Origin of the sequence: Glycomyces terrestris (assembly GCF_003933745.1) — a bacterium.
Taxonomy (GTDB): Bacteria; Actinomycetota; Actinomycetes; order Mycobacteriales; family Micromonosporaceae; genus Glycomyces; species Glycomyces terrestris.
Map to the genome: position 1 here is coordinate 1,004,541 of NZ_RSEB01000001.1, position 21,393 is coordinate 1,025,933.

Sequence of the window (21,393 nt, forward strand, 5' to 3'; positions counted from 1 at the left end):
CACCGCGCCCGTCCGCGGGCGCGGTTACTGACTGCTCGCCGGTGCCCGAATTCGGCCCCGCTCCTCGGCGGCGTTATTCGGCCCCGCTATTCATCTTCGGGACCGAAGACGCGCCGCCGGGCGCTGAGGAGCTCCACCTCGGGGCGGCCCGCGACGTGGTGCTCGCAGGCGTCGAGGATCTCCCTGACGTGCCGGTGGTCGCCCGCGACGGCGGCGACGCCGATCGTAGTGCGCCCGTGGACGTCCTGGTCGCCGACCTCGGCGACCGCGACCTCGTACTTCCGCAGCGAGGCGACGATCGGGCGCACGTAGGAGCGCTTGGCCTTCAGCGAGCGGGAGTCCGGGGGCAGGAGGAGGTCGAATTCAACGCATCCGGTGAACACCGCTCTAGATTACGCGCCGTCCCCGACTTCCCCAAGATCTTTAACGGCCGCGGCGCCCGCTTGCCGACCGTAACCCGAGCAAGGCCGGAAATCGCCGGTTTCGCGACCTCCGTCACGGGTACCTGCCAACATGAGGCCGGAGACGGACCGAGGAGGAGCGATGGCGTCACCGCAGAGCGGCTGGGACCGGAACTATCAGGAGCAGCCCACGCGGGCATACCCGTCCGCACCGCCGCAGCCGGACGACCACCCGGTCGTGAACGCGGGGAAGCTGTGGGCGGGCGGCTTCGGGACGGCCGTGGTGGCCGCGCTCGTGGCCCTCGTGGGCATCCTGCTGGTGCGCGGGGTGCTCGGCATCCACATCCTGTCGCCCTCGGACGCGGGCGCGTACGGGGACGCGATGACCACGACGTACGCGTTCGGCGCGTTCGCGGTGGCGATCCTGGCGACCGGGGCCGTGCACATGCTGCTCATGCTCATGCCGCGCCCGATGGCGTTCTTCAACTGGATCATGCTGCTGGTGATCGCGGTGGGCGTGCTCATCCCGTTCACGGTGGCGGCCGAGACCACCTCGCAGATCGCGACCGCGGCGATCAACCTGCTGATCGGGCTGTGCATCGTGAGCCTGCTCAACTCCGTCGCGGGGATCGCGACCCGGCCGAGCGCCGCGGGGACCGGGATGCTCTGACCGGGGGTAGGGCCTGCCCTACCGGGAATCAGCGGGACCGCCGGGTCGTACCGGGCGTCCCGCTTTTCTACTGTTGACGCATGCGTAGAAGCCTCCGGCAACTGGGGATCGACACCGGCTACCTGCTGTCGATGTTCTTCATTGCCCTGCCCTCCTTCATCATCGGCGTCGTCGGGACCGTCCTCGGCGTCGGCACCGCGGTCATCTGGATCGGCGTGCCCATCGCCGCGGCCACGATGTTCGCCATGCGCGGCATGGCCGCCGCGGGCCGCTCGATGCTCCCGGCGGTCCTGAACCGCGAGCTGCCGCGCCCGCGCTACAAGCGGGCGCCCGAGGACGCCTCGGCGCTGCGGCGGTTCCTGACCGCGCTCACCGACGGCCAGTCGTGGCTGAACATCCTGTGGGCGGTCGCGGTGCTGCCGGTGGCGATCGCCGGGTTCGCGATCGCGGTCGCGTGGTGGGCCGCCACGATCGCGACCGTGACGTGGCCGCTGTGGGGCTGGATCGTCATCGCCGCGACCGGCGAGTCCGAGCAGGGCCTGGAGATCGCCGCCACCTGGCTCGGCTGGGGCGACTCGTACCTGGCGATGTCGGCGCTCACGCTCATCGGCGGCGCGGTCATGGTCCTGACGATCGTGCCGGTCATCCGCGGCATGGCGATGGCGGAGGCGCTCATCGGCAAGGGGATGCTCACCTCGATCTCGGGCCTGCACCAGCGCATCGACGAGCTCGAGGAGTCGCGGGCCGCGGCGACCTCGGCGGAGGCGGACGCGCTGCGGCGCATCGAGCGCGACATCCACGACGGCCCGCAGCAGCGCCTGGTGGGCCTGGGCATGGAGCTCGCCCGCGTCAAGCGCCAGCTCGCGACCAATCCCGAGGCGGCGCAGGAGACGCTGGAGTCGGCGATCGCGCAGACGCGCGAGACCATCGACGAGCTGCGGTCGCTCTCGCGGGGCATCGCGCCGCCGATCCTCACCGACCGCGGCCTGGAGGCGGCGCTCGCGGCCCTGGCGGCGCGCTCGCTCGTGCCGGTGGAGCTGGAGACCGACCTGAACGGCCGGTACAAGGCGGCGGTGGAGAGCACCGTGTACTTCGTGACCGCCGAGTGCCTCACGAACGTGGCCAAGCACTCCCGTGCGACCAAAGCGACCGTGTCGGTCGAGGACTGGGGCGATAGGCTGGTGCTCTCGGTCGGCGACAACGGCGTCGGGGGCGCGCACGTCTCGAAGGGGCACGGGCTCTCGGGCCTCACCGACCGGGTCAAGGCCGTCGAGGGCCAGTGGACCATCGACTCCCCCGACGGCGGTCCGACCGTGATCGTCGTGGAGGTTCCGTGCGTGTAGTCGTCGCAGACGATGCCGTGCTCATCCGTTCCGGGCTCGTGAAGCTCTTGGAGGAGTTCGAATGCGAGGTCGTGGCCGAGGTCGGTGACGGCGACGCGCTCGTGGAGGCCGTCGCCGAGCACCGGCCCGACGTGTCCGTCGTGGACGTGCGCATGCCGCCCTCGTTCACCGACGAGGGCCTGCGGGCCGCCACCCGCGCCCGGGAGCTCGTCCCGGGCGCGCCCGTGCTCATCCTGAGCCAGTACGTGGAGGTCTCCTACGCGGACGACCTGCTGGCGGACGCGCGGGGCGCCGTCGGGTACCTGCTCAAGGAGCGGGTCATCGACATCGACGACTTCATGGAGTCGCTGCGGCGGGTCGCCGCGGGCGGCACCGTGTTCGACCCGGAGGTGGTCTCGCAGCTCATGGTCAGGCGCCGCAAGAACGACCCCGTCGCGACGCTGACGCCGCGCGAGAAGGAGGTCCTGGGCCTCATGGCCGAGGGCCACTCGAACAAGGCGATCGGCAAGAAGCTCTTCATCTCCGACGGCGCGGTCGAGAAGCACATCCGGAACATCTTCACGAAGCTGGCGCTCAGCAGCGAGGACGGCGACCACCACCGCAGGGTGAAGGCCGTCCTCGCGTACCTGCGGTCCTAGCCGTCCCGCGCGGCGACCGGCCCGGCGTCCTTACGCGCGGGCGAGGAAGCCGCGTTCGAGGAGGCGGCGCAGCACGGGGTAGAGCTGGGCGTACAGCGGCGCCGGCTCCGCCCCGTACGTGTCGGCGAGGAGCTGCACCTGGAGGCGGACCTCGGCGGTGCCGTCGCAGGCGCCCATGAAGGCGACCAGGAGCGGGTCGACCTCCTCGGCGTAGCGCATGCCCTCGGCCTGCTGGAGCCACTGGCGGTCGACGTCCCAGCCCTCCGCGCCGACCGCGGCGGTCTGCTGGAGGACGACGCCGTCGGCGACGCGCAGGCGCGCCTCCCACAGCTCCTCCGGCTCGACCGGGCGCTCGAGCACCGCGAGCCGGTCGGCGACGCGGTCGCGCCAGGGGGTCGCGACGGCGTGGCGGACCTCCTCGCAGACGATCCGGCTGGGGCCGTCGATCCTGCGCACGGCGACGAACCCGAAGCCGACCGCGTCGACGCCCTCGGACTCGAACCAGTCGAGCCAGGCGGCGGCCTGCTCGGCGTCGTGCGACTCCCCCGAGTCGCGCTGCCAGGTGCGCACGTAGTCGAGCGGGTCGAGCGCTTCGCGTTCGACCGCCCACACGAGCGCGCCCTCGTCGGGGAACCAGCCGGCGACGCGCTCGGACCAGTCCTCCCCCTTGCGGTGCAGCCAGTTCGCGAGGAACTGCATGGTGCCGCCGGGGCGCAGCAGCGCGGTGGACGCGGCGGCGAGCTCGGCGGCGACGCCGTCGGCCTCGCGGCCGCCGTCGCGGTACGTCCAGCCGGAGCCGGGCGTCGCGATCACGAACGGCGGGTTCGCGACCACCAGGTCGAAGGCGCGGCCGGCCACCGGGGCGAGCAGGTCGCCTTGCAGGAGTTCGAGGTCGGCGTCGTTGACGGCGGCGTTCAGGGCCGCGAAGGCGAGGGCGCGGCCGCTCAGGTCGGTGGCGGTCACGGCCGCCGCGTGGCCGGTGAGGGCGAGCGCCTGGACGCCGCAGCCGGTGCCGAGGTCGAGCGCGCTGCCGACCGGGTCGCGCAGGGTGGCGTCGAGCAGGAGGCGGGAGGCGCCGCCGACGCCGAGGACGTGCTCGCGGGTGCGCCCGCCCGTGGTGTTCGGCAGCTGGTCGGAGAGCAGGAGCCGGTCGCCCTCGAACTGGGCGCCCCAGCCGGCCGCGACCTCGCCGCCGCCGGTGAGCAGGCCGCAGGCGAGCGCCTCGTCGAGGGTGAAGGGCGCCAAGGCGTTCGCGGCGGCCGCGGCGGGGACGGGCACGCCCGCGACGAACAGCCGCGTCAGGACCCCGAGGGGGTCGTCCCCGCACTGCGCGAGGAGGGCCCGGTAGTCGCCGCGGTCGGCGGCGGCCAGGGTCTCCGGGCCGTGGACGGCCGACAGCGCGGCCCGGCGGAAGCCCCGAAGGGCCTCGCCGAGCCGCGCCGCGGCATCGGTCTGGAGGAGCCGCACTTACGCGCGCGGCTTCTCGCGCATCTCGAAGGCTTCGACGATGTCGCCCTCTTCGATGTTGTTGTAGTTCTTCAAGGTGAAACCGCACTCGAAGCCCTCGCGGACCTCGTTGGCGTCGTCCTTGAACCGGCGCAGCGACGAGATGGTCGTCTCGGTGACGACCGCGCCGTCGCGCATGAGGCGGACCTTCGCGTTGCGCTTGATCGAGCCGCTGGTGACGAGCGCACCGGCGATGTTGCCGAGCTTCGACGAGCGGAAGACCTCGCGGATCTCGGCCGATCCGAGCGCGACCTCTTCGAACTCGGGCTTGAGCATGCCCTTGAGCGCGGTCTCGATCTCCTCGATCGCCTGGTAGATGACCGTGTAGTACCGGACGTCCACGCCTTCGCGGTCGGCCATGTCGCGCACGCGACCCTCCGCCCGCACGTTGAAGGCGATGATCGTCGCCGACTCGCCGTCGCCCGCCGCGGCGAGGTTGACGTCGTTCTCGGTGACGGGACCGACGCCGCGGTGGATGACGCGCAGCTGCACTTCCTCGGGGATCTCCAACGCGACCAGGGCCTCTTCGAGGGCCTCGACCGAGCCGGCGCCGTCGCCCTTGATAATGAGCGAGAGCGTGGTGCGCTCGCCCTCGGCGATCTTGTCCATGAGGTTCTCGAGCGTGGTGCGCGAGACGCGGGCCGCCTGCTGGGCCGCGCGGCGCCGTGCCTGGCGCTGCTCGGCGATCTGGCGGACCGTGCGGTCGTCGTCGGCGGCGAGGAACACGTCGCCGGCCATCGGCACGGACGCGAGGCCCTGCACCTGGACCGGGAACGACGGGGTCGCCTCCGTGACCTTGTTGCCGTCGGCGTCGAGCATCGCGCGGACGCGGCCGTGGGCCCCGCCGGCGACGATCGAGTCGCCGACCCGCAGCGTGCCCTTCTGGACCAGGACGCTCGCGACCGGGCCGCGGCCCTTGTCGAGGTGCGCCTCGATCGCGATGCCCTGCGCGTTGCCCGTCTCCGAGGCCTCGAGCTCCAGGGACGCGTCGGCGGTCAGGAGCACCGCTTCGAGCAGGTCCTGGATGCCGATGCGCGGCTTGGCGGCGACGTCGACGAACATGGTCTGCCCGCCGTACTCCTCGGCGACCAGGCCGTACTCGGTCAGCTGCTGGCGGACCTTGGCCGGGTTCGCGTCGGGCAGGTCGACCTTGTTGACGGCGACCACGACCGGGGCGCCGGCGGCGCTCGCGTGGTTCAGGGCCTCGACCGTCTGCGGCATGACGCCGTCGTCGGCCGCGACCACGAGGACCACGATGTCGGTCACGTTCGCACCGCGGGCGCGCATGGCGGTGAACGCCTCGTGGCCCGGGGTGTCGATGAACGTGATCGCGCGGTCTTCGCCGTCGTGCTCGACGTGCACCTGGTACGCGCCGATGTGCTGGGTGATGCCGCCCGCCTCGCCGGCGACGACGTTGGACGACCGGATGGCGTCCAGCAGCTTCGTCTTACCGTGGTCGACGTGGCCCATGACCGTGACGACCGGGGGACGCGGGACGAAGTCGTCCTTGTCCTCGGCGTCGAGGTCGATGCCGAACTGCGACAGCAGCTCGCGGTCCTCCTCCTCGGGGGACACGATCTTGATGTCCCAGTCGAGGTGCTCGCCGAGGAGCTCGAAGGTCTCCTCGGACACGGACTGCGTGGCGGTCACCATCTCGCCCAGGGAGAACAGCTCCTGGACGAGCGTGCCCGGCAGGGTGCCGATCTTGTCGGCGAAGTCCGAGAGCGACGCGCCGCGGGCGAGGCGGATGGTCTCGCCGTTGCCTCGCGGAGCGCCCGACTGCATCCTCGGCGCTGCGAGGTTGTCGAACTCCTGGCGCCGCTGGCGACGCGACTTGCGGGACTTGCCGCGGGGTCCGCCGCGGCCGAACGCGCCCGCGGCACCGCCGCCGCGCGCCTTGCCGCCGCCGCCCGCGCGGCCGCCGCCGCCGCGGTAGGGAGCCGGCGCGCCGGTCGAAGGACCGGAACCGCCGGTGCCGCCCGCGGCGCCACCGCCGCCGCCGGAACCGCCGAACGTGCCGCGGTAGTTGCCGCCGCCCCCACCGGGACGACCGCCACCGCCGCCGGGGCGGCCAGCGCCGCCGCCGGGTCCGCCGCGACCGCCGCCGCGGGCCCCGCGGGGACCGCCGCCGTCGCGGCCGCCGCCGGCCGGACGACCGGGCATCATGCCCGGGTTCGGCCGCGGAGGCATCATGCGCGGGCTGGGACGGGGACCGCCGGGGCGGTCGCCGCCGCCTTCAGGGGCGGCCGGGCGCGGCTTCGCGCCGGTGCCGCCGCCGACTCCGAACGGGTTCTTGGGGCCCGGCTTGGGCGCGCCCGGGCGGGCGGCCGGCGCGGGCTTGGGGCCGGGCTTCGGGGCCGCCGCGGCGACGCGCGCCGCCTCGGCCTGCTCCTGCTGCCGCTTGAGCAGCTCCTCGGCGCGCTTCTGCTCCGCGGCCACCTCGATGTCGCGGGCGGACGCGGGCTTGATCTCGGGCTGGGCCGGAGCGGCCGGGGCCTTCGGGCCCGGCTTCGGCGCCGCGGAGGCGGGCGCGCCCGGCTTCGGGGCGGCCTTCTTCGCGGCCTTCTTGGCCACGGACTCGACCTTCGCGTCGACCTTGGCCTGCATGATCTTGGACGGGCTCGGCGCGGCCGGGCGCGGCTTCGCCGCCGCCGACTTCGCGGGCTCGGGCGTCGGGGACTCGGTCTTCCCGGCCGACGCGGCCGGGGCGCCCTGGGCGTCGGCGTACTCCTGCCGCAGCCGACGCGCCACCGGCGCTTCGACCGTGCTCGACGCTGACTTCACGAACTCGCCCATGTCGCCCAGGCGCGAGAGCAGTTCCTTGCTCGTCGTGCCCAGTTCCTTGGCAAGTTCATGTACGCGGGGCTTTGCTGCCACTGCACTCCTCACATTCGAGGCCGTACGGGCAGCGCCCGCCGACCTCAGCCTTCCACTGACAACCAGTTCATCGGGAGAACTTCATCGCGTGGTCTTCATTCGGTCTCTACCTGCTTCGTGTGCGGGAGTCGGCCTCTCGGCCGACTCCGACTCGACAAGGGTTCGCACCGCGGCGACGTCCACGGCTCCCTCGATTCTGAGCGCCCGGGCGAACGCACGCTTGCGAACTGCCTGTTCAAGGCAGTTCGAAGAGTGGTGCACATGGGCTCCGCGGCCGCTGAGGCGGCGCTGCGGGTCCGGAACCAAACGGTTCTGGCAACCCTCAGAGCGTCGAACGACGACGCGCAGCAGCTCGGAAGCGGAAGCACGTCTGCGGCATCCCACACAGGTGCGGACTACCGCTGCGTCACGTTGCGATCCGTTGATAAGTCTACCTCCCGGAGCGGCGGCCGCCACCGGCCGGGCCGGTCTCCTCCTTCGTGCCGCCGGACACGTGCGCGTCGGACTTGATGTCGATCCGCCAGCCGGTGAGGCGCGCCGCGAGGCGCGCGTTCTGGCCTTCGCGGCCGATCGCGAGCGACAGCTGGTAGTCCGGGACGATGACCTCCGTCGAGCGGGTGGACTCGTCCACGACCCGCACCGACAGGGTCTTCGCCGGGGACAGGGCGTTCGCCACGAACTGCGCCGGGTCGGCGCTCCAGTCCACGATGTCGATCTTCTCGCCGCCGAGCTCGCTCATGACGGCGCGCACGCGCGAGCCCATCGGGCCGATGCACGCGCCCTTCGCGTTGACGTCCTTCGTTGTGGCGCGCACCGCGATCTTGGAACGGTGACCGGCTTCACGCGCGATCGCCGGGATCTCCACGGCGCCCTCGTCGATCTCGGGCACCTCGAACGCGAACAGCTTCTTGACCAGTGCCGGGTGGGTGCGCGAGAGGGTGATCTGCGGGCCGCGGGCGGTGCGGTTCACCTGGATCACGATGGCGCGGATGCGCTTCCCGTGCTCGTAGGTCTCGCCGGGCACCTGCTCGTTCAGCGGCAGGGTGGCCTCGATCTTGCCGAGGTCGACGGTGACGATCCCGCGCTCGTTGCGCTCCCCGTGGGCCTGGACGACGCCGGTGACGATGTCGCCCTCCTTGCCGGAGTACTCGCCGTAGTTGACCTCGTCGGCGGCCTCGCGGAGCCGCTGGAGGATGACCTGCTTCGCGGTCTGGGCGGCGATGCGCCCGAAGCCCTCCGGGGTGTCGTCGCGCTCGGAGACGATCTCGTCGTCCTCGTTCAACACTGGCACCAAGACATTGGCGATCCCGCTGTCGCGGTTGACCACGACTCGTGCGCGCTCATCGGCCCCGGGGGTGTGCTTGTAGGCGGTCAGCAGCGCCGATTCGATAGCGCCGAGGATTGTCTCGAAAGGGATGTCGCGCTCGCGTTCCAGCGACCGCAGCGCGGCCAGGTCGATATGCACCCGTTCTCCTTAAGTCTTGAGTTGTCCTCACCGCGGCCGTTCAAGGCGTGCGAGCCGGTGGCGTCGCCTTCGGACGCTCATCGCAGCTCGATCTGCACCTTGCCGGGCCCCAGCTCGGCATAGGTGGCCGAGCGGCGCACGCCGTCGGCCTCTAGTTCAATCCCCCGCTCGCTGGCATCCGCGATCCGCCCGGTGACGGGCTCCTCCCCGATGTTCACGGCTACCAAGCGCCCAATATTACGCCGCCAGTGCCGGGGCTCGGTCAGCGGACGGTCGACGCCCGGCGACGACACTTCCAGGGTATATGCGGTGTCGGCGAAGGGCCCGCCCGTGGAGTCGGACTCGTCCAGGGCCTTCGAGCACGCTTTCGAGACAACGGCCACATCGTCCAGACTGATCCCGCCGTCCTTGTCCACAAGGACCCTCACCAGGAGCCGCCGCCCGGCCTTGGTGACCGTGAGCCCCTCGAGGTCGTAGCCCGCGGCCGACACCGCCGGGGCCAGGATCGACTCCACTTCGGCGCGCTGCTCGGATCCCATGCGCACTCCTCTCCCATCGCCTATTTCGCCGAGATTAACCGCCCGGAGTCAGAATGGAAAGGCAGCCTGGGAAACTGGGGGGGTGTTCACGACCCGACGCGGACTCCTGATCGGCGCGGCCGCACTCGCCGCCGCCGGCTGCACGGAGCAGGCGCAGATCACCATCTCGGACGCCGACCTCACCGCCGCGCTGCGCACGGCGCGCGCCCTCGCGCAGGGCGCCGAAGCCCTGGGCTACAGCGAGATCGCCGCCGACCACCGCACGCACGCCGAGACCCTGGAGCGGCTGCTGCGGCCCAGCTCCATCTCCGAGGAGAAGGCCGAGCCGCCGGCCGACGCGGAGGCGCTCGCCGCCGCCGAGACCGCCGGGAGCGCCGAGGCGGCCGCGTCGTGCATGACGACCGAGTCCGACTACGCCGTGCTCTTCGGCGAGATCGCGGCCAGCCGCGCCGCCCACGCGGCGGTGATCGCGTGACCGCCACCGACACCGGCCTCCAGGCCGAGTACGCGGCGATCTTCGCGTGCGGCGCGGCCGCCGTGCACCTCGACGGGGCCCCGCGCGACCAGGCCGAGGCCCTTGAGGCCGAACACCGCTCGCGCCGCGACGCGCTCCTGGACCACTACGCGGCCGCCGGGGCCGAGGCGCCCGCGCCCGCCGCCGGCTACGACGTCGGCGCCATCGCCGACGCGGCCGCCGCGCAGGAACTGCTCACGAAGGTCGAGACGGACGTGACCGCGACCTGGCGGGCGGGCGTGGCCGCGGCCGACCCGCAGGAGCGGCAGCGGTGCCTCGACATGTACGCCGCCTCGGCGGTGGCGCTCGCCCGGTGGCGCCGCGCGATCGGGCAGGCCGCCGCCAACCCGTGGCCCGGACGGCCCGCATAGGGGCTGAACTGCCGGAACAGCCATAGGCCATACCGCGTATCCATCATTTGCATACCCGCTATACCCTACTGAGTATCTCTTCGACGTGAAGAGTGTCCCCAGCGATGCGAGGTTGCACATGAGTGTCAAGCACAGCCTCCTGGCGCTGCTCGAACGCGGCCCGGCCTACGGCTACCAGCTGCGCGCCGCGTTCGAGAGCGCCACCGGCAACACCTGGCCGCTCAACATCGGCCAGGTCTACACCACCCTCAACCGGCTCGAACGCGACCAGCTCGTCGAGGCCCTGCCCGAGAACGAGTCCGGCCAGCGCCCCTACCGGATCACCGACGCCGGCCGCCGCCAGCTCGCGGGCTGGTTCGCCTCCCCCGTGCAGGCCGCCGACCGCCCCCGCGACGAGCTCACGATCAAGCTCGCGCTCGCCGTCACCACGCCCGGCGTCGACGTCGCCGACGTCATCCAGCGCCAGCGCACGGCCACCCTCCGACTCCTCCAGGAGTACACCCGCCTCAAGGCCGCCGAGGACGACGCCGAGCTCGCCTGGCGACTCGTCCTGGAGTCCATGATCTTCCGCGCCGAGGCCGAGGTGCGCTGGCTCGACCACACCGAGGCCGTCGTCGCCCGCACCGGGCCGCCGGCGCCAAGCCCCTTCGCCGCGCACGCGGAGCAGCCCGAGACCGAGACCGTCCGAGAGAGCCGGTGACCCCGATGACCGTACTGGAACTGAGGGGCGTCAACCGCGTCCACGGCACCGGCGACAACGCCGTCAACGCCCTCGTCGACACCGACCTCAAGGTCGCCGCCGGAGAGCTCGTGGCCATCATGGGCCCGTCCGGCTCCGGCAAGTCGACCCTCCTCAACCTCGCCGGGGGCCTCGACGCGCCCACCTCCGGCGACGTCCTCGTCGAGGGCACCGTCCTCGCCTCCCTGAACAAGAAGCAGCTCGCGCGCCTGCGCCGCCGCAGCGTCGGCTACGTCTTCCAGGACTACAACCTGATCCCCAGCCTCACCGCGGCCGAGAACGCGGCCCTGCCGCTCGAACTCGACGGCGTCGCTGCAGGCAGGGCGCGCGCCATGGCGGTGGACGCCCTCGCCGAGGTCGGCCTCGACGCGCACCAGGGCGACCGGTTCCCCGACGAGCTCTCCGGCGGCCAGTCCCAGCGCGTCGCCATCGCCCGCGCGCTCATCGGCGAGCGCCGCCTCGTCCTCGCCGACGAGCCCACCGGCGCCCTCGACTCGGCCACCGGCGAGGAGGTCCTCAAGCTCCTGCGCCGCCGCGTCGACGCCGGCGCCGCCGGGCTCCTGGTCACCCACGACGCCCGGCACGCCGGGTGGGCCGACCGCGTGGTGTTCCTGCGCGACGGCCGCGTCGTCGACTCCTCCGCGCCGCTCGCCGACGCGGACTCCCTCCTCGAAGGGGCGCAGTGATGTTCGCAGGCCAGCGCCTGGCGTACCGGATCGCGCGCCGCGAAGCGTGGCGCTACAAGGGACGGTCGGCGCTGTCGATCACCCTCCTGGGCCTGCCCCTGCTCGCCGTCGCCGTCGGGGCGAGCGCCTACGACACCGCGCAGCTCTCCGAGGAGGAGACCGCCGCGCAGGTGTTGGGCGAGAACGAGGCGTACGTCGAGTTCGGCGTCCCCGGCGCCCCGCTCGTCCAGCACAGCTGGCACGACCGCTGGATCCTGTACGACCAGGAGGACTACGAGGACCCGGGCCGGGCGGTCACCGACACCGAGATCCTGTCCCTGCTGCCGATCGGGTCCTGGATCGCCCCCTACTCCCCCGACTCCGGGTCCGGCGACACCGTGCAGGTCGAGACCCCCGACGGGCTCGGACAGCTCTTCACCCACGGGTACGACCTCGCCGACGACCTCTACGAGGCGGCCGGGCTGGAGTACCTCGAAGGGTCGGCGCCCGGGCGCGGTGAAGTGGTCGTCAGTGCGGCGGCCGCCGACTACCTCGAGCTCGGCGTCGGCGACGACCTCGTGGTCGAGAGCGGCGCCGGCTCGGGCGAGCACGAGATCAGCGGCATCGTCGAGATGCCGTGGGACCTGAACGGGCGCTACGCGATCGGAGACGCGTTCCCGAACCAGGCGAGCGGCTGGCTGGTCGACACCCCCGAGCCGGTCACCAAGGACCAGGCGCTGGCCTTGAACGAGCTGGGGATGACCGTCTGGGCGCAGTCGCTGCTCGACGAGCCGGTCACCGGCCCGTACTCCGAGTCCTCGGCGATGATGGACGACGCCGAGCTGCTGATCTACGGCCTCATCGTGGTCGTGGTCGTCATGGAGGTCGTGCTCCTGGCCGGGCCCGCGTTCGCGATCAGCGCCCGCCGGCGCACCCGCGAGTTCGCGCTCATGAGCGCGAACGGCGCGACGCCGGGGCAGGTCCGGTCCGTCGTCCTCGCGGGCGGCGTCCTCTTCGGACTCCTCGCGGCGGTGGCGGCGATCGTGCTCGGCGTCGGCCTCGTGGCGGCCGGGACGCCGTGGCTGGAGCAGTTCGTCGGCCACCGCAGCGCCGGGCTGCGGGTCATGCCGGCGCTCCAGGCCCTCCTCGTGGGCGTCGCCCTCGCGACCGGTCTGCTCTCGGCGCTCGCCGCCGCGATCAGCGCCTCGCGCATCAACGTGGTGGAGGCGCTGACCGGCCGAGCCGGGCGCCGCAAGGGCTCGAAGCGGTGGATGTTCGCCGGGATCGCCATGGTCGCCGCGGGCGTCGTGGCGGGCCTCGGCGGCGTGGCGATCTGGAGCCTGCCGCTCATGGCGGCGGCGATCGTCCTGGCGCAGCTGGGCATGGTCGTGTGCACGCCGGCGCTGCTGTCGTTCGCCTCGCGCCTGGGCCGGTGGCTGCCGCTGGCGCCGCGCATGGCGCTGCGGGAGGCCGGGCGCAACCGCGGCTCGGCGGCCCCGGCGATCGCGGCCGTCCTCGGCGTCGTGGCCGGGGGCATGGCGTTCTCGATGATCGTCACCGCCGACACGGTGCGGCAGGAGCAGGAGCAGGAGCAGATCCTGACGCAGGGCCAGATGTCGCTGACGCTGTACAACAACGCCGACGGCACCGTGATGCCCGCCTGGGACGCGGCGCTCGCGGAGGCCGAGGCGACGCTCGAGGCGAACCTCGGCGACGTCAGCCTGACCCCGGTGACCAAGTACTCGCCCGGGGAGGACTGCGCCGGGGAGCTCGAGAACGACCTCATGTGGGCCGACTGCGCCTGGACCGTGCTCAGGCCCGACGCGAACGAGTGCTCGTACTGGGACGCCGACCGGCCGGACGAGGCGGCCGAGCGGGCCGCCGTCGAGGCCGCCCGCGAGGACCCGCGCTGCGACGAGTCCCTCGCCGGGCAGGGCGCCCAGCTGTACGACGTCCCCGGCTCGACCGATCCCGAGGTCGTCGCCGAGTACACCGAGCTCGAAGGCGAGGAGCTCGCCCGCGCGGTCGAGGTGCTCGAAGCGGGCGGCGTGCTGGTGAGCGACCCGTGGGCGCTCACCGAGGACGACACGGTCGTGCTCCGCAAGAGCACCACGATCTTCGACGAGGAGGGCTACGCGATCGAGCCCCCGCCCGCCGACGTCGAGGTCGAACTGCCCGCGATGGCCGTGGAGCGCGGCCAGCTCGGCTTCTCGGAGCTCCTCCTCAGCCCCGCCGCCGCGGCGGCGCTGGACATGCAGGAGTCGCAGTGGCAGCGGTCCTACCTGGTGGAGGCGGCGAAGGAGCTGGAGCCGGGGACGGCCGAGGCGCTCGCCGAGGACTTCAACCGGGAGCTCGCCGGCGGCGACGTGTGGGCCTCGTTCGCCGTCACCGACTACACCGACCCGTTCATGTTCTACTTCACGATCGCCGTGACGGGCCTGTGCGCCCTGGTGGCGCTCGGCGCGACCGCGGTCTCGACCGGGCTCATCATCGCCGAGCAGCGGCGGGACATGGCCACGCTCGGCGCGGTCGGCGCGGCCCCGGGGCTGCGCAAGCGGTTCGCGATGTGGCAGACGGTGGTGATCGCGGCGTTCGGCGCCGGGCTCGGCACCCTCGCCGGCGTCGTCGGGTACGCGCTCATCCGGGAGGCCCTGAACCGGCCGTTCCAGTGGTCGTACCCGTTCCAGACGCTGTACGGCTGGGAGCTGCCGTGGGCGAGCTTCGCGATCATGCTGCTGGCGGTGCCGCTCGTGGCGGCCGCCGGGGCGCTGGTGTTCACGAAGGCGACGCTGCCGAGCGAGCGCCGGATCACTTAGCGCCCAAGGAGGACGGAGGAGGCCCGCCTGCGATCCGCAGGCGGGCCTTCGCGTTCGCGGGGCGGCCTCGCGGCATCCGTCCGGCCGGCGCCGCCGCGGCCCGGCTCAGGGGCGCGGCGCCGCTACAGCTGTCCCGCGGGCGTTCCCGCGGGGACGCCGGTGGAGGGCAGGGTGAGGATCTCGAAGCCGTCGTCGGTGACCAGGAGCGTGTGCTCGAACTGGGCGGTCCACTTGCGGTCGCGGGTGACGGCGGTCCAGCCGTCGTCCCACATCTCGTGGTCGGCGGTCCCGAGGTTGATCATCGGCTCGATCGTGAACGTCATGCCGGTCTCGATCACGGTGGTGAGCTTCGGATTGTCGTAGTGCGGCACGTAGAGCCCGGAGTGGAACGAGGTGCCGATGCCGTGGCCGGTGAACTGGCGGACCACGCCGTAGCCGAAGCGGGAGGCGTACGCCTCGATGACCTTGCCGACGACGTTGAGCTGGCGGCCGGGCTTGACGGCCCTGATGCCGCGCCAGGTGGCCTTCCAGGTGCGCTCGACGAGGTCGCGGGCCTCCTGGGAGACGTCCCCGGCGAGGAAGGTGGCGTTGCAGTCGCCGTGGACGCCGCCGATGAACGCGGTGATGTCGATGTTGACGATGTCGCCGTCCTGGACGACGGTGGAGTCGGGGATGCCGTGGCAGATGACCTCGTTGAGCGAGGTGCAGCAGGACTTCGGGTAGCCGCGGTAGCCGAGCGTCGAGGGGTAGGCGCCGAGGTCGCACAGGTACTCGTGGGCGACGGCGTCGATCTCGTCGGTGGTGACGCCGGGCGCGACGGCCTTGCCGGCCTCGACGAGGGCGTCGGCGGCGATGCGGCCGGCGACGCGCATCCGCTCGATCGTCTCGGCGTCCTTGACCTCGCTGCCGGTGAACGGGGTCGGCGCGGCCTTGCCGACGTACTCGGGGCGCTCGATCGCGTCGGGGACGCTCCTGCGGGGACTCTGCCTTCCGGGGCGCAGCGCGGGACGGGAACTCATCCGCCCAGCCTAACGTCCGCGCGCACCGGGACCTGCGGGGCGGCTGTGACTCCGTTACCGAGACGACGCGGAAAAGTGCGGTTCGCGAGGAGAAAACCTCTTGCGTTTCGAGTCCCGAATCGGCATCCTGAGTGCACCGGCCCGCGTCCGAGCAGGCCGGACCCCGCGAGGCCTCTCCTATCCGAGCCGACGCGGGGCGCTGCTCCCGCGGCAGTGCCGGCAACCTGGTTCCGTACCTGGAAGACGGCGTACGACACCTCCCGCGGTCGAGCGCCCCGCCTGTCCAACCCAGGCGGCGTGCAGTCGCCCTGCGTCGGCTCACCACTCCCCCGCACGCGAGCAGGCCCGCGTCCCCCCGTCAGGGGCGCGGGCCGCTCCTGCGAAGCCGTCAGGCGGCTTCGAGCTCCTTGGTCGGCTCCTCGGCGGCCGCGGCGGCCGCCGCCTCCGGGGCGCTGACCTCCTGCGCCAGCCGCTCCCACAGCATCCCGCCGGAGTGGGCGATCGCGCCGATAATCGAGGGCACGAACGGCAGCACCCAGTCCGCGAGGAACCCGCTGTGCGGCATGTTGAGCACCAGCATCGCCGAACCGGCGCACAGCAGGCCCTGGAGCGTGCCGCGCCAGGCGGCGCGGGTGCCGTCGACGACGGCCTCGCGGCGCTCGGTCGCCGGGTCGTGGAACTCCGAGAGCCCCGCGGCGTCGCGGCGGCCCAGGTAGGCGCCGACGACCGCCTGCACGGCGGTGCCGGTGACGACCGCCGCCAGGAGGCTGTTCTTGGTGACGACGTAGATCAGCGCGAACAGCAGCCCGCCGCCGAGGAGCGTCAGGACGCCCCGGATCCAGTCGACCTTCTCACCCGGGTACCAGTAGTACTTGGTGACACCCTCGGAAATCTGGCGTTCGATCTTGCCCATGTCGGTGGCTCCCCATGTCGTCGGACGGCCCGGTCGCGGGCGCTGTGCGGGCGCAGCCGTAATTATGCGTGGCGCAGGACACGTCGCAGGCGGAATCCTCCGAGTCATCAATGTGGAATTTCACACAAGATGAGCGCGGTGTCCGGTTTCGACCTGGCCTGAACTGCCGCTCTGTACCAAGCGTAGGGAAGCGGACGCCGGCGCGGAGTCGGCGATCCGACAGTCAGTGGACCTTGACGACCGGTCCGGCGAGCCCGCGGAGCTCCTCGGGCAGCTCGGCGCCCATCTCCTCGGCGAGGCGCACGGCCTCCTCGATGAGCGTCTCCACGATCTGCGACTCGGGCACGGTCCGGATGACCTCGCCCTTGACGAAGATCTGGCCCTTGCCGTTGCCGCTCGCGACGCCCAGGTCGGCCTCGCGGGCCTCGCCGGGGCCGTTCACGACGCAGCCCATGACAGCCACGCGCAGCGGGACCGGCAGGCCCTCGAGCCCGGCCGTGACCTGCTCGGCCAGGGTGTAGACGTCGACCTGCGCGCGCCCGCACGAGGGGCACGAGACGATCTCCAGGCCGCGCTCGCGCAGGCCCAGGGACTCCAGGATCTGGTTGCCGACCTTGACCTCCTCGACCGGCGGGGCCGAGAGCGAGACGCGGATGGTGTCACCGATGCCCTCCGACAGGAGCGCGCCGAAGGCCGCGGCGGACTTGATGGTGCCCTGGAACGCGGGCCCGGCCTCGGTGACGCCGAGGTGCAGCGGGTAGTCGCACTGCTCGGAGAGCAGCCGGTAGGCCTTGACCATGACGACCGGGTCGTTGTGCTTGACCGAGATCTTGATGTCGCGGAAGTCGTGCTCCTCGAACAGGGACGCCTCCCACAGCGCCGACTCGACCAGCGCCTCGGGCGTGGCCTTGCCGTACTTCTGGAGCAGGCGCTTGTCGAGCGAGCCGGCGTTGACGCCGATGCGGATCGGGGTTCCGGCGTCCTTCGCGGCCCGGGCGATCTCGCCGACGCGGTCGTCGAACTGCTTGATGTTGCCCGGGTTCACGCGCACCGCCGCGCAGCCGGCGTCGATGGCCGCGAAGACGTACTTCGGCTGGAAGTGGATGTCCGCGATGACCGGGATCTGCGACTGCTTCGCGATCACCTTGAGCGCGTCCGCGTCGTCCTGGGTCGGGCAGGCGACGCGCACGATCTGGCAGCCGGTGGCGGTGAGCTCGGCGATCTGCTGGAGCGTCGCGCCGATGTCGGAGGTCCGGGTGGTGGTCATCGACTGGACGCTGATCGGGGCCCCGCCGCCGACGAGCACGCCGCCGACGTTGAGCTGGCGGGTCTGCTTCCGGGGCGCCAGGGGCTCGATCTCGTGGTCGTGGCGCTTGGTGGGGATCCCGAGGTTCACTGCGGTCATGTGGCTAGTCTCCACCCAGATTCGCGGGTCAGTTGAAGATGGTGATCGGGTTGACGATGTCGGCGGTGATGGTCAGCAGCATGAAGCCGCCCAGGAGGACGATCACAGCGTAGGTCAGCGGCATCAGCTTCAAGTAGTCAACTCGCCCGGGGTCGGGCTTGCCGCGCTTGGCGGCGACCCAAGACCGGAACCGCTCGTACCAGGCGATGGCGATGTGTCCGCCGTCCATCGGCAGCAGCGGCAGCAGGTTGAACACGCCGATGAAGTAGTTCAGGACCACCAGCAGCATGAAGAACATCGCCCACTGGTCGTACTGGACCATCTCGCCGCCGAGGCGGGAGGCGCCCACGACGCTGACGGGGGTGTCGTCGGCGCGCTCGGCGCCCCAGATCGAGTCCCACAGCGGCGGGATCTTCGAGGGCAGCTGGCCCAGTGCGATGAACGTCTCCTTGAACATGTCCCCGGTGTAGGAGAAGGTCTCGCCGATGCCGGCGATCGGGCCGGCGCCCGCGGCGGTGTACGGGATCGAGGGGTCGACGTAGACGTAGACGCCCAGGCGCGCGGCGGTCTCGGTGCCGCCGTCGGCGGTCTCGACCTCGGCGGCGTACGGGGTGACCTCGACGGTCCGCTCGGCGCCGTCGCGGTCGACGGTGACGGCGACCGGCTCGCCGGGGGTGAGCTCGCCGACGGCGGCCAGGAGGCCGTCCCAGTCGGCGACCGGCGCGCCCGCGACGGCGGTGATCTCGTCGCCGTTCGCGATGCCCGCGGCGGCGGCCGGGCCCTCGATCTGGCCCTCGGGGCAGTCGCCGGCGGTGCCGGTGGCGGGGTCGGAGGTCTCCACGCAGGGGGCGACCTCGACGGCGACGTCCTCCTGCGCCTGGGTGGCGGCCTCGGCCCAGGCCGGGTTCTGGCCGATGCCGACGAAGGAGACGAGGATCCACAGGACGATGAAGCCGAGCACGAAGTGGGTGACCGAGCCGGCGGCGAGCACGACGGTGCGCTGCCACAGCGGCTTGCGCCAGAAGACCCGCTTCTGGTCCTTCTCGTCGAGGTCTTCCTCCTCCTCTTCGAGTGGGGTCATGCCGACGATCTTGACGAAGCCGCCGAGCGGCACGCCCTTGACGCCGTACTCGGTCTCGCCCTTCCGGAAGGACCACAGGGTCGGGCCGAATCCCACGAAGTACCGGGTCACCTTCATCCCGAAGCCCTTCGCGGTGAGCATGTGCCCGAACTCGTGAAGGCTGACGGAGATGAGGATCGCGAGCGCGAAGAGCGCGATACCGGTGATGTAGGCCAGCAAGTCTGTCTCCTTCTAACGCTCGGACGCGTCCAAGACTAGCCGTCGGGCGCTCGACCGCGCCCACTTCTCCGCCTCGAGTACGTCTGCGACACTGGAGGGTCGCCCGAAGTCCGGGGCGGCGGCGAGGACCGCTTCGATGGTGTCGACGATGCCGGGGAACGGCAGCCGCCCGTCGCGGAACGCGGCCACCGCCTCCTCGTTGGCGGCGTTGAAGACCGCGGGGTTCAGGCCCCCGGCGCGGCCGGCGTCCTTGGCGAGCGCGACGGCCGGGAACGCGGTCTCGTCGAGCGGTTCGAAGTGCCAGTCGCAGGCCCGGGACCAGTCGACGGGGCGGGCGGCGCCGGGGAGGCGGTCGGGCCAGGCGAGGGCGTGGCCGATCGGCAGGCGCATGTCGGGCGGGGAGGCCTGGGCGATGGTGGAGCCGTCGGCGAACTCGACCATGGAGTGGATCACCGACTGGGGGTGGACGACGACCTCGATGTCGTCGTAGCCGATCCCGAACAGCTCGTGGGCCTCGATCACCTCCAGGGCCTTGTTCACCATGGTCGCGGAGTTGATGGTGATGACCGGGCCCATGTCCCAGGTGGGGTGGGCGAGGGCGTCCTGGACGGTGACGCCGGCGAGCTCGGCGCGGGTGCGGCCGCGGAAGGGCCCGCCCGAGGCGGTGAGGATGAGCTTCGCCACCCGCTCGGGCCGGCCCGAGCGCAGGCACTGGGCGAGCGCGGAGTGCTCGGAGTCGACCGGGACGATCTGGCCCGGCGCGGCCAGGTCCCACACCAGGGCGGCGCCCGCGATGAGGGACTCCTTGTTGGCGAGGGCGACCTGGTGGCCGGCCTTGAGGGCCGCGAGGGTCGGTTCGAGGCCGATCGAGCCGGTGATGCCGTTGAGCACGGTGTGGCAGGGCCAGGCGGCGAGCTCGGTCATGGCCGAGCGGCCCGCGATGAGCTTCGGCATCTTGAAGCCGCCCGAGTCCCAGTCGCGCTCCTTGGCGGCGGCGAACAGGCGCAGCTGGACGGCTTCGAGGGCGGTGGCGTCGGCGACGGCCACGACGTCGACGCCGAGGTCGACGGCCTGCTCGGCCAGGGCGGCGGGGTTGGCGCCGCCCGCGCCGATCCCGACGATGCGGTACTTGCCGGGGTTGGCGCGGACGATGTCGATGGCCTGGGTGCCGATGGAGCCGGTGGACCCCAGCAGCACGATCTCGCGTTGGTCGGTCACGCGGCCATTATCCGCTAGCGGAACACGACGGTCGTGTGCCCGTTGAGGAGAATCCTCTGATCGAGGTGGGCGGCGAGGCCGCGGGCCAGGCAGGTGGACTCGAGGTCGCGTCCGGCCGAGACGAAGTCCTCGGGGCTCATCGCGTGGTCGACGCGGGCGACCTCCTGGTCGATGATGGGGCCCTCGTCGAGGTCGGAGGTGACGTAGTGGCAGGTCGCGCCGATGAGCTTGACGCCGCGGGCGTGGGCTTGGTGGTAGGGCTTGGCGCCCTTGAAGCTCGGCAGGAACGAGTGGTGGATGTTGAGGATGCGGCCGGGCAGCTTGGCGCAGAACTCGGGCGAGAGGATCTGCATGTAGCGGGCGAGCACGACGACGTCGATCCGCTCAGACTCGATGAGGTCGAGGATCTGCTGCTCCTGGGCGGCCTTGCCGCCGGGCCCGACCGGGAGGTGGTGGAAGGGCACGCCGGAGGAGGCGGCGAGGTCGGCCCAGTCGGGGTGGTTGGAGACGACGGCGGCCGCCTCGCCGTGGAGGGCGCCGATGCGGAAGCGGTAGAGCAGGTCGTTCAGGCAGTGGCCCTGCTTGGAGGCCATGATGAGGACGCGCGGCTTGACGGCGCGGTCGTGGAGCTGCCAGTCCATGTCGAATTCGCGGGCGATCTCGGCGAAGCCGACGGCCAGTTCGTCCCGGGCGTGCTCGGTCCTGAACTCGACGCGCATGAAGAAGCGTCCGGAGCCGTGCTCGGAGAACTGCTGGGAGTCCTCGATGTTCGCGTCGCGGCGGGTGAGGAAGCCCGAGACGGCGTACACGATGCCGAGGCGGTCGGGGCAGGAGAGCGTGAGCACGAACTGGCTGGTCATCCCACCAATGATACGGAGGGTCCGGCGGGGGCGGCAATCGACGTCCGTCACGGACGGGACGGCACCGGAGGGACGGCGCGGGGACCAGGGCCCCGGAAGGGCCCGGACGGCGAGGAAGGGCGGACTCTTTCGAG

20 protein-coding genes are annotated in these 21,393 nt (G+C 72.1%); 8 read left to right on the top strand and 12 right to left on the bottom strand.

Annotated elements, in window-relative coordinates; translation table 11 throughout:
• Positions 1 to 86: 86 nt before the first annotated feature.
• Positions 87 to 383: a DUF503 domain-containing protein gene (locus EIW28_RS04775; RefSeq protein WP_125246529.1), complete on the bottom strand. Its 297-nt coding sequence runs from the start codon at positions 381 to 383 to the stop codon at positions 87 to 89.
• Between the two features lie 160 nt (positions 384 to 543).
• Here EIW28_RS04775 and EIW28_RS04780 point away from each other — a divergent pair, with 160 nt between their 5' ends.
• The 3 genes from EIW28_RS04780 to EIW28_RS04790 all read left to right on the top strand — a co-directional run bounded on the left by EIW28_RS04780 (position 544) and on the right by EIW28_RS04790 (position 3,052).
• On the top strand, positions 544 to 1,071 hold the full coding sequence (locus EIW28_RS04780) for a DUF6069 family protein (protein WP_125246530.1): 528 nt from the start codon (positions 544 to 546) through the stop codon (positions 1,069 to 1,071).
• 80 nt (positions 1,072 to 1,151) lie between these two features.
• Positions 1,152 to 2,414, top strand: coding sequence for a sensor histidine kinase (locus EIW28_RS04785; RefSeq protein ID WP_125246531.1), 1,263 nt, complete (start codon positions 1,152 to 1,154; stop codon positions 2,412 to 2,414).
• A complete protein-coding gene (locus EIW28_RS04790; RefSeq protein WP_125246532.1) occupies positions 2,405 to 3,052 on the top strand; it encodes a response regulator in 648 nt (215 codons plus the stop codon). Before EIW28_RS04785 ends, EIW28_RS04790 begins: the two co-directional genes overlap by 10 nt.
• Positions 3,053 to 3,082: 30 nt before the next feature.
• Here EIW28_RS04790 and EIW28_RS04795 read toward each other — a convergent pair whose 3' ends face one another.
• The 5 genes from EIW28_RS04795 to rimP all read right to left on the bottom strand — a co-directional run bounded on the left by EIW28_RS04795 (position 3,083) and on the right by rimP (position 9,439).
• Positions 3,083 to 4,519 (bottom strand): DUF7782 domain-containing protein, encoded by a 1,437-nt coding sequence (locus EIW28_RS04795; protein ID WP_125246533.1) that lies wholly within the window; start codon positions 4,517 to 4,519, stop codon positions 3,083 to 3,085.
• A complete protein-coding gene (infB, locus tag EIW28_RS25335) occupies positions 4,520 to 7,435 on the bottom strand; it encodes a translation initiation factor IF-2 (protein WP_125246534.1) in 2,916 nt (971 codons plus the stop codon).
• Between the two features lie 81 nt (positions 7,436 to 7,516).
• On the bottom strand, positions 7,517 to 7,891 hold the full coding sequence (locus tag EIW28_RS25590; RefSeq protein ID WP_408612180.1) for a YlxR family protein: 375 nt from the start codon (positions 7,889 to 7,891) through the stop codon (positions 7,517 to 7,519).
• Positions 7,866 to 8,900: a transcription termination factor NusA gene (gene nusA / locus EIW28_RS04810; RefSeq protein ID WP_125246535.1), complete on the bottom strand. Its 1,035-nt coding sequence runs from the start codon at positions 8,898 to 8,900 to the stop codon at positions 7,866 to 7,868. Before nusA ends, EIW28_RS25590 begins: the two co-directional genes overlap by 26 nt.
• Positions 8,901 to 8,977: 77 nt before the next feature.
• Positions 8,978 to 9,439: a ribosome maturation factor RimP gene (gene rimP / locus EIW28_RS04815; protein ID WP_125246536.1), complete on the bottom strand. Its 462-nt coding sequence runs from the start codon at positions 9,437 to 9,439 to the stop codon at positions 8,978 to 8,980.
• An 82-nt stretch (positions 9,440 to 9,521) separates the two neighbouring features.
• On the opposite strand from rimP, the gene EIW28_RS24095 reads away from it, so the two are divergent.
• From EIW28_RS24095 to EIW28_RS04835, 5 genes are all read left to right on the top strand, one after another.
• Positions 9,522 to 9,914, top strand: coding sequence for a hypothetical protein (locus EIW28_RS24095; protein WP_158630286.1), 393 nt, complete (start codon positions 9,522 to 9,524; stop codon positions 9,912 to 9,914).
• Complete coding sequence (locus EIW28_RS24100; protein ID WP_158630287.1) at positions 9,911 to 10,324, top strand: DUF4439 domain-containing protein; 414 nt, start codon at positions 9,911 to 9,913, stop codon at positions 10,322 to 10,324. The genes EIW28_RS24095 and EIW28_RS24100 overlap by 4 nt, the downstream gene beginning before the upstream one ends.
• A 118-nt stretch (positions 10,325 to 10,442) precedes the next feature.
• Positions 10,443 to 11,024, top strand: coding sequence for a PadR family transcriptional regulator (locus EIW28_RS04825; protein WP_125246537.1), 582 nt, complete (start codon positions 10,443 to 10,445; stop codon positions 11,022 to 11,024).
• A gap of 5 nt (positions 11,025 to 11,029) precedes the next feature.
• On the top strand, positions 11,030 to 11,749 hold the full coding sequence (locus EIW28_RS04830; RefSeq protein WP_125246538.1) for an ABC transporter ATP-binding protein: 720 nt from the start codon (positions 11,030 to 11,032) through the stop codon (positions 11,747 to 11,749).
• Entirely contained in the window at positions 11,749 to 14,544 is a 2,796-nt protein-coding gene (locus tag EIW28_RS04835) for an ABC transporter permease (protein WP_125246539.1), read from the top strand. The genes EIW28_RS04830 and EIW28_RS04835 overlap by 1 nt, the downstream gene beginning before the upstream one ends.
• A 122-nt stretch (positions 14,545 to 14,666) precedes the next feature.
• On the opposite strand, the gene map is transcribed toward EIW28_RS04835, so the two are convergent.
• From map to purU, 6 genes are all read right to left on the bottom strand, one after another.
• The gene (gene map, locus EIW28_RS04840; protein WP_125246540.1) at positions 14,667 to 15,563 is read right to left on the bottom strand and encodes a type I methionyl aminopeptidase; all 897 of its coding nucleotides are present in this window, start codon (positions 15,561 to 15,563) and stop codon (positions 14,667 to 14,669) included.
• A 388-nt stretch (positions 15,564 to 15,951) separates the two neighbouring features.
• On the bottom strand, positions 15,952 to 16,476 hold the full coding sequence (locus tag EIW28_RS04845) for a hypothetical protein (RefSeq protein WP_125246541.1): 525 nt from the start codon (positions 16,474 to 16,476) through the stop codon (positions 15,952 to 15,954).
• 223 nt (positions 16,477 to 16,699) lie between these two features.
• On the bottom strand, positions 16,700 to 17,881 hold the full coding sequence (ispG, locus tag EIW28_RS04850; protein WP_125246542.1) for a flavodoxin-dependent (E)-4-hydroxy-3-methylbut-2-enyl-diphosphate synthase: 1,182 nt from the start codon (positions 17,879 to 17,881) through the stop codon (positions 16,700 to 16,702).
• A 28-nt stretch (positions 17,882 to 17,909) separates the two neighbouring features.
• Positions 17,910 to 19,178, bottom strand: a complete 1,269-nt coding sequence (locus EIW28_RS04855; protein WP_125246742.1) for a M50 family metallopeptidase — start codon at positions 19,176 to 19,178, stop codon at positions 17,910 to 17,912.
• A 15-nt stretch (positions 19,179 to 19,193) separates the two neighbouring features.
• Entirely contained in the window at positions 19,194 to 20,378 is a 1,185-nt protein-coding gene (gene dxr / locus EIW28_RS04860) for a 1-deoxy-D-xylulose-5-phosphate reductoisomerase (RefSeq protein ID WP_408612186.1), read from the bottom strand.
• Between the two features lie 35 nt (positions 20,379 to 20,413).
• On the bottom strand, positions 20,414 to 21,259 hold the full coding sequence (gene purU, locus EIW28_RS04865) for a formyltetrahydrofolate deformylase (RefSeq protein ID WP_125246544.1): 846 nt from the start codon (positions 21,257 to 21,259) through the stop codon (positions 20,414 to 20,416).
• Positions 21,260 to 21,393 lie beyond the last annotated feature (134 nt).

Coding starts and splice junctions, on each gene's coding strand:
- EIW28_RS04780 (WP_125246530.1), top strand. CDS start 544: ATGGCGTCACCGCAGAGCGGCTGGGACCGGAACTATCAGGAGCAGCCC.
- EIW28_RS04785 (WP_125246531.1), top strand. CDS start 1,152: ATGCGTAGAAGCCTCCGGCAACTGGGGATCGACACCGGCTACCTGCTG.
- rimP (WP_125246536.1), bottom strand. CDS start 9,439: ATGGGATCCGAGCAGCGCGCCGAAGTGGAGTCGATCCTGGCCCCGGCG.
- EIW28_RS04825 (WP_125246537.1), top strand. CDS start 10,443: ATGAGTGTCAAGCACAGCCTCCTGGCGCTGCTCGAACGCGGCCCGGCC.
- EIW28_RS04830 (WP_125246538.1), top strand. CDS start 11,030: ATGACCGTACTGGAACTGAGGGGCGTCAACCGCGTCCACGGCACCGGC.
- EIW28_RS04835 (WP_125246539.1), top strand. CDS start 11,749: ATGTTCGCAGGCCAGCGCCTGGCGTACCGGATCGCGCGCCGCGAAGCG.
- map (WP_125246540.1), bottom strand. CDS start 15,563: ATGAGTTCCCGTCCCGCGCTGCGCCCCGGAAGGCAGAGTCCCCGCAGG.
- EIW28_RS04845 (WP_125246541.1), bottom strand. CDS start 16,476: ATGGGCAAGATCGAACGCCAGATTTCCGAGGGTGTCACCAAGTACTAC.
- ispG (WP_125246542.1), bottom strand. CDS start 17,881: ATGACCGCAGTGAACCTCGGGATCCCCACCAAGCGCCACGACCACGAG.
- purU (WP_125246544.1), bottom strand. CDS start 21,259: ATGACCAGCCAGTTCGTGCTCACGCTCTCCTGCCCCGACCGCCTCGGC.